7 protein-coding genes are annotated in these 7,891 nt (G+C 38.7%); 2 read left to right on the top strand and 5 right to left on the bottom strand.

Going from position 1 to position 7,891, the window contains the following annotated elements; translation table 11 throughout:
• A partial coding sequence (locus QPK98_RS12370) for a hypothetical protein (protein ID WP_310993769.1) occupies positions 1–616 on the bottom strand: 616 nt, incomplete at its 3' end.
• 170 nt (positions 617–786) lie between these two features.
• On the bottom strand, positions 787–2,199 hold the full coding sequence (locus QPK98_RS12365; protein WP_310993768.1) for a tetratricopeptide repeat protein: 1,413 nt from the start codon (positions 2,197–2,199) through the stop codon (positions 787–789).
• Positions 2,200–4,202: 2,003 nt separating this feature from the next.
• Here QPK98_RS12365 and QPK98_RS12360 point away from each other — a divergent pair.
• Positions 4,203–4,439, top strand: coding sequence for a helix-turn-helix domain-containing protein (locus tag QPK98_RS12360; RefSeq protein WP_310993773.1), 237 nt, complete (start codon positions 4,203–4,205; stop codon positions 4,437–4,439).
• Between the two features lie 268 nt (positions 4,440–4,707).
• Positions 4,708–5,130, top strand: a complete 423-nt coding sequence (locus tag QPK98_RS12355) for a DUF6943 family protein (RefSeq protein WP_310993767.1) — start codon at positions 4,708–4,710, stop codon at positions 5,128–5,130.
• A gap of 84 nt (positions 5,131–5,214) precedes the next feature.
• Here the strand turns inward: QPK98_RS12355 and QPK98_RS12350 are convergent, their stop codons facing one another.
• The 3 genes from QPK98_RS12350 to QPK98_RS12340 all read right to left on the bottom strand — a co-directional run bounded on the left by QPK98_RS12350 (position 5,215) and on the right by QPK98_RS12340 (position 6,803).
• Positions 5,215–5,457, bottom strand: coding sequence for a hypothetical protein (locus QPK98_RS12350; RefSeq protein WP_310993766.1), 243 nt, complete (start codon positions 5,455–5,457; stop codon positions 5,215–5,217).
• Positions 5,458–5,630: 173 nt separating this feature from the next.
• Positions 5,631–6,044: a DUF5675 family protein gene (locus QPK98_RS12345; protein WP_310993765.1), complete on the bottom strand. Its 414-nt coding sequence runs from the start codon at positions 6,042–6,044 to the stop codon at positions 5,631–5,633.
• Between the two features lie 3 nt (positions 6,045–6,047).
• Complete coding sequence (locus tag QPK98_RS12340; protein WP_310993764.1) at positions 6,048–6,803, bottom strand: hypothetical protein; 756 nt, start codon at positions 6,801–6,803, stop codon at positions 6,048–6,050.
• Positions 6,804–7,891 lie beyond the last annotated feature (1,088 nt).

Raw genomic sequence — 7,891 nt, 5'->3', positions numbered from 1 at the left:
ACACCCCATCTTTTGAGGTATCGTACAAATCAAACCAACTACCAGTGCTATAAGCTGCTGGCTGGCCAATCATATCCTCATTGGTTACTTCCCAAATAGGTGTGCCGCCATCGGAAGTTGTGGCCGAAATCCCCACCCAATAGCGGGTTTCGTATTCGCTTTGGCCTTCAAGAACAATGGGGGTAAGATCCCACAAAACTTCATAAAGGTCCATATCTGCATCATTGTAAAGAAAAGTGTGAGAAGTGGGCACCACTACTTGGGAGGTAACTTCATATCCTGGATACATATATGGATAGCCATATTCATCTTCAAAAATCCAAATAGTGGCAGAGGTTATGGTCTCTCCTTCTGCGATGGCCATATTTGCCATTATGCTATTTAGGGTAAGATCGGAATCAACAGGCACAAGAATGTCATTGGCTGCAATTTCACCGTTGGCTTCGTTACATTCAATGCCGTCGGAAAAACCACTGCTGGGGTTGGTTACATCACAATTGCTTGTATTTCTTTGGGATAATAATGGTTCAAGATCAAGATTAGATTTTGCCAATAAACTAGAACTTACTAAGAGTCCTATACCAATTGCAAAAAATTTGAGGTAAATGTTTTTCATAAATTGAGGAGTTATTGAGGTTAATTATTAAAAGTCCAGGACAAGTATAGAAGATATGATTCAAAAGGCAAAAATTTCACCTTCCCGATACATTCCCGACGGCTTAAAAAAATACTCCTCAATAAATCCCAACTCACACAACACTTCATAACCAGCTAACTACGTGTGTTTTAAAAAGCATCAAACCATTCATAAGTATCTACGGTTTTTGGGATGTTTAATTTCTTTCGAATTAAATATCGTTTGTTTTGAACTGTTTTGGGAGCGATAAATCGGTATTTTGCAATCTCTTTTGTAGGTAATCTCAACTTTAATAATGCACAAAACTCTGCATCAGAATGTGTGATTTTTGGATTCACTTCCTCCAGTTTCTGAATAAACCCAGGATAGACTTCCTTAAAATATATTATAAATGCAGGATTGTTTTCCTTTACCAAATCAATCAACCTAAGATGATCGTCGCCAATAGTCTGATTTCTTATTAAATATTGCTCACTGATTTTTTCTTGGGCAAGGAGAAGTTTTTTTCTTCGGATTCCAATAAATATATAAACCGTTAAGAGCCCAAGCAAAATAATACTTGAATACAGATATATTTTATAAGTCCTGGCATTGATACCATCCAACAGATTGCGTAAAAATTTATTTTGGTTTTCGGAAATATTAAGCCGTAATGAATCCTTTTTGTACTGATACAATTGTGCAGATTCCGTAAGATTCAACTTTTGATAAGTCTCAATCATATTATCATATAAATCTAATAGGTTTATATGGATTTTCGAGCCCTCAATTTTTTCCGCCTTCACGAAATAGGAAATAGCCTCATCATATTCCTTATTTTGCATGGCAGCTTCGCCTAGAATCAAAAGGTTCATAAATTTCACATGTCCTAAATTATAACCTTGATCTATGGAGTTTGATAAATGTGAGTAATATTGTGCAGAATCTAATTGATTCATCTCGTTATAAACCTGAGCCAAATTAGAATAATACAAATACATTAATTCATGTTTTCTTTCTCCCTCAGGCATGTTACTCACTTCCTCTCCTGATAATTTGATATACTTCAGTTGATTTTTAAAATCTTTTTTCTGTTGATAATAATTAGAGTAAGCGATATGAAAATTATTTCTCAAACCCGAAGAAGACGTTCCTTCCTTATTAGCTTGATTGACAAATTTCATTCCCTCTTTCAATTGCTCAAATGCTTTCTCAGGCAGTCCATTAAAAAGATAGGCCTCAAAAACATAGTACTTTCCAATAGCTTGGAAGTCTGTCATCTTATGGGTCTTTGCTCTATTGAACAAAGAATTTGCGGTCATTTTTAAATTCTCAAAGTCGATTTTCGCCTTGTAATAAATACATTGATTTACAAGAGCTAAAAGCTCGACTTCCCTTTCACTAACCTTTCGAGCTTCTGCTTCTATAAGCTTTGCCTCCAGGAACTCTTCCTCAGAATTTTTATTAATAAACCGTCTGTTCTCTTGGATTCTTTCCAATAAATCTTTATAGATAGTAAAATCCTGTGCGAATAAAAAGGACATACCAAAACAAAAGAAAAGTATAGCACCGGAATATTTCATTTTATATCTTTATAAGTTAAGCAGTAAGTCTCTGTGTTTGTTAATCGCTCATTACTTCTCCTTACAATCAAATAACGTTTCCTGATAAAAGGCAGCGAAAATAATTTACTGCTGTCCAAAATAATAAAAAATAATCAAGCAATTTAATCATTACTCAAAATAAGAATTGAGATAAAATATATTCTGGCTGTCTAAGGTGTAAAAATTAAATCTCCGTGCATTCCTCCTTATTCTCAAAATCCTTAAAACCAAGCTTATCTTCTCGAAGTCTCCAAAAATAGCCAAAAGACAATTTCACATCCATTTTCTTCGAAATTTAGGGATCAATTACGATTTCCTCCCGTCACACAAACCCACTAAGAACTAAGCATCAATCTTCGGGAAGACAGGTAAAGCGGTGTTCGTCAGTCGTTCCATTTTGTTCCGCAAAACATCCCGACAAGGGTATACAAGCAGCTATGCGTTAATATTTAAAAAAAATAGCTACCCTTGTCGGGACCATAACTAGCACCGCTGCGGCGACACGTCCTCGCTGGCACTATTTATTTGTCTTGCTTCACACACTTCCCTCCTTCCTCACCCGTGGCTACTCCAGCCCCCAAACGCTGCGCAAGGTGAACGCAAAACTCAGCTCGCTGAAGTTTTGCTGAACCGCAGCCAACGTTCGCACCGCAACCCCAATAAGGTGTTCGCAAGCTCACAACTTAATAATTGGGGGCTGCCGCCACTTGTTAATTCAGCTCGCCTGCAGGTCGCTTCGGGCTGATCGGGCTGTCACGATTTTTGCAAAAAGCCACTTGCCTACAGTCGCTTCATTTCACTCATTCGTGCCTCATTCTATCAACGCAGCCACTTTCGGCAACCCGCACAAGAGTAGCTCATTCCCTCCACTACACGAGCCTACGCAACTCCATTTCGCAATACCACATCTAAAATCTTAACTCCTTTCACTACTCATAAAAAATTAGTAAAAACCACCATATAAACCACCCCCAGGCATTGCTCCATTACGGCTCTGGCAGCGTTCTGTTTCTTTCTATCGCTACCCTTGCCTTTCCAGCCGCCGAAGCAAAAATTCGCGCCAGCCCTGCCGTAAACGGTAGGCGTCTACCACCCTCCTACCTCGGGTTTAGGCATCCACCACCCTTGCTCCGCTCGCAGGCGGCTCGCATTATAGTTCCAGCAATCCATTCCGTTCCTCTCCATTCCTCGCTTCCACTATAGCTCCGCTTTGGTTTACCTGCCTTTTCAGTCTCAAACCAATAAAAACCATGCTATAATTCTAACTACTAATTTCACATTCAGCATAAATAAGAAATATACTTTTTATCAGCATGCCATAATCATCAGAATCCGTTCCTATATATTTAAAAACAATAGCGCGGTTGTCGTATGATGTAGAAAGAACGAAGTCATTTTTAAAAGAACGAAACCTATATTTTTTCACCTCTTTAATTAAGGATTAAATGAAGATTTCTTTGATTTCCATTTAGAGTCGGGATAATAAATTAAAGAAACCTGAATTCCGAGTCAAATTAACACTCCGGTATAGGGTGGTAAAAACTCAAACATATAGCAAAGGTACAGGCGTGCGGATGCGAGAGCCGCAAGGATACGCTTCGCCTGTTTGGAAAAAATCTCCACCCTGCGGGTCGTATTTTTCCCCACAGCCCTTGCACCAAACGCACCGATCCTGTAGCACAAGGCATTATGTTTAAATTTTTATTTAGAGTCCGTTTAGGCAGCCGGTGGTTGTTGGCGGGCATTCGCACCTCGGGCAGTCCGTTCCTAGTACGTGCGCATTACGTTGGCTTTAAAGAGTACACGTTGCGCATCTTCTGGGTAGAGTGCTGCCTTACAGAGCTCCCATATTAGGGGGCTCTTTTTTTTATCGTTCCTCGAAAAACGACCTTTAAGAAACTTAAAAAATAAGAAATGCTAACTAAAACGATTGAAATTACGGAAATAACAGTGGATAACTTAGCAGATCAAGTTGCAGCAAAATTGTTAGTAAAATTAAACACTACATAAATGAATTACAGACAAATGAAAATGATGTTTACCTAACGCGAACAGAAACAGCAGAGTTTTTTAAAATAAATTCTTCAACACTATGGCATTGGACGAAACAAAGGAAACTAAAGTCATACGAAATAGGGAATCGACGCTATTACAACAAAATGAAGTTAATCGAAACCCTAAAAAAGAATGAATTACGCCATTCATCCATTTCTAAATGAAGAACACTTCAATGCTTTTCTAAATTTATGAAAACAGTGCTGCAAAGGTAGGCGGGTTGCCCCCCACCTCAGCCAAAACGGGTTTTCAAGGTCAAGCCCTCCGGGTTTTGATGAAAATCTCCACCCTTTGGGTAGTATTTTCATTCAAAAACCTTGACACCCCTAGCACCCCGCCTAATCGAAAGCTTCCTCTTTTCTTTCTTTCCGAAAAAAAATATAAGCGGAAAGGAAGAAATTCAAAATATGTTTAATCTTAAAACTTTGTATTATGAAAGCTTTCAAAATCAAAACACACAAACCAGGGAAAACTTACTGCTCCCCTCATTTCTTTATCCTTAATAAAGGAAAGAATGCCGGAAGACCAAGCCGCTGCTCTTTTTCAAATTCATTTGTTGTCTTTACCAATACACAAAAAAAGGCCCATCAGCTTTATTGGATTTGCAACATCCTTTTTCATGGCTATTACTTCAAAACCTATTTTTCAGGATCTGTAATCCCCTTTATTCACATCGGTCAGGTAAATTCACTTTTAAAGAAAATGATTAAAAACTATGAAGGCCATCATTGGAACGGCCGTTTCAACGCTTTGGAAGAATTGGAACACCTATCCACCCACCTCCTACACCAGCAGCGTTGTCTGGAAGAATACAAGATTGCCCTCCTAAAATCTTATAATCTCAACAGAGAATAAAATGACTGTATAACACAGAAAAGCCCGGGATTAAATCTCGGGCTTTCTTATTATTTCTAAAATCTAACAGTAGAAGTCCAGGCGCTAAACATCTTCCTCTTTATCCTTCTTCTTCCGAAAATTTACATCCGACTTAAAATAGGCCGAAAAAATATTCTTAACCACAATCTTTAACGAAAAGGAAACCGAAAAACTAACCGCCGCACCAACAAACGCCAAAATTACCGTCCTGATTAAATCCTCAGATCCAATGATCGGCCAAGTCGCCAATACCGTTCCGCCACAGGTTCCCATAATAGTCGAAAAAGATCTAAAAGGCATCATCATATTTTTAATTTAAATTCAAATGAGTTCCGTCTTTACCTTGATTACTTACCACCGCCTGACTAACAATAGATGCTACCATCGGTGCCGACAAGATCACGGCTCTCATAGACCCCAATACAATTCCGATACTCCATAATGTCTAAAAGGGTTTTGGAGTGGGTTTCTTATAAGGCTCAATTAAATTCATAACCAGCACCTTTAATAGTAAGTAATACAGTTTCTTTTCGTTCAAAAGCTTGATGGCATAATGACAACACTTTTTGCATCGCCATCGGCGAATTAGAGCCGCGTCCTATTCTCGTTAATTCCAAAACTGGAGCAATGCCCCCCTGAAACTCTTTTTTAGCATAATTAGCAGCATGGATTAAAATCAGATTTCGACAATATACCTCCTTCACCAAAATATGATTCCCAAACTTTTTTGAAAACCGAGCCTTCAATTCATAACGCCCCTCAGGAATGCAAGACTCAAAACGCCTGTTCTCTCGCCAAGGCAGTTCAATGGTAAAGCACACAAACCGAGTATTCAAAAAGAGGGCACCATGGGTACCCTCTTTGTAATAACTTCGCGCTAAAACCAGTTCCATAATTTATGGGGTATCGGTAATCACAACAGACAGCGCATTAAAAGCCCCATTTTTCAGAGGATACATTTGTCCATTAACCTCCTGGTAAAACTCCACCCCCAATACCTGGAGTACAGGTAAAGTTGAAGCAGGGGTCAATACAGCTGCTAAATTTATTAAAGCCGTATCAGGAGCAGTATACGGCAAAATACCCGAGTCATCCATTTCAAAAACAAAAGCTTCATCCACAAAATTCAACTCCGTTCCCCCCATCACCAATCGGAAATGTGTGGTTCCTTCCGGTGCCGCAATACGCATTAACGGACTAAAAGGGTCCAGATCTGCCGTAATATCTCCAGTCACGCGATCAAAAGCAACATCATAGGGAGCAAAAAGAGTCGTACCCAACTTCCCTCTAATATTAAAGTCAAAACCATTTAAAAGCCCCAAATCACCATCTTGAATAGTTCGCTCTCCCCTTGCGTTCACAGGATCCGTTTTTGTCACGGCAACCAGATCTTTAGTTAATCTACTGGTCACTCGTTTATCCTTCGCATTCTGCAATAATAGCCGAATGGCATTTCTAATAAGCTTTCCACCTTTTCCCGCACGTCCAAATTCAGAACCATTTTCACGCGTTCTTTGGAATGCAGGATCCGTCATAATACGATTCTTTTCGATCCCACCCTTTTCCCGGGCCAAATGACCGTCACTCGTCTTGTAAAAGGAAATATCGCCAATAGTCCCTTTCAATTTGATAATACCTTTTTGTCTAGCCATTACAATATAATTTTAAGTTCTCAACAAAACACCGTATTTTTATCCTAACACACGATTTTGACCTGCCACCCATTCCGAATACGTACCTTTTTACCGAATCTTCCGGTAAAACACAGCTATTTTCAAATATGGATAGGGTATAGATAAAGCATAGATACAGTATGGATAGTGTATGAAAAAAGTATTATGAAGTCAAACCGAGTGTGTATATTCCCAAAAGACGTCCAACGCATCACTGGCAGAAGTGAGCGCTACGGCAGATTACTCCTACACCAAATTCGAGAGCATTTAGACAAACAGCCCCATCAGTTCATCACCGCAGAAGAATTTGCCGTTTTCACAGGAATAAAAGTCCAGACCGTCAATGAATTCCTCAAAGATTAACAAACCCCAATAAACCCTACACTAGAAAAACTCCGAATAATTTGTATATTTATTCCGAATTGGGTGTTAAATCAATTCAATGTTCATCAAAATAAATGTACCCATTTTGGTTCCCTTTTTTAAAATAAGACTCCAAATCACTGAAAACCAATACAATACACCAAAGGTTCAAATCCTGTCATCCCGACTTAACGGAAAATGATCCAGCAGAGCTGGATCATTTTTTATTTCCAGCAACGTCAAAAGCTCGCTTTTGTAAGTGGATGGAAATAAAAAATGAAAAACGCGACAGCGTTCATTTTCCATTTGCAATGAGGGTTTATTAGGATTCTGTAAATCCAATCAATATACTCTCAGTAGATCCTTATGGATTCAAAAAAATGAAAAACGCGACAGCGTTCATTTTCCATTTGCAATAAGGGTTTATTAGGATTCTGTAAATCCAATCAATATACTCTCAGTAGATCCTTATGGATTCAAAAAATGAAAAACGCGACAGCGTTCATTTTCCATTTGCAATGAGGGTTTATTAGGATTCTGTAAATCCAATCAATATACTCTCAGTAGATCCTTATGGATTCAAAAAAATGAAAAACGCGACAGCGTTCATTTTCCATTTGCAATGAGGGTTTATTAGGATTCTGTGAATCCAATCAATATACTCTCAGTAGATCCTTATGGATTCAAAAAAATGAAAAACGCGA

The organism is Aequorivita marina, from assembly GCF_031631895.2.
Taxonomy (GTDB): domain Bacteria; phylum Bacteroidota; class Bacteroidia; order Flavobacteriales; family Flavobacteriaceae; genus Aequorivita; species Aequorivita marina.
Note: the sequence above shows the minus strand (reverse complement) of the source record. Positions and strands in the feature narration are given on the sequence as shown.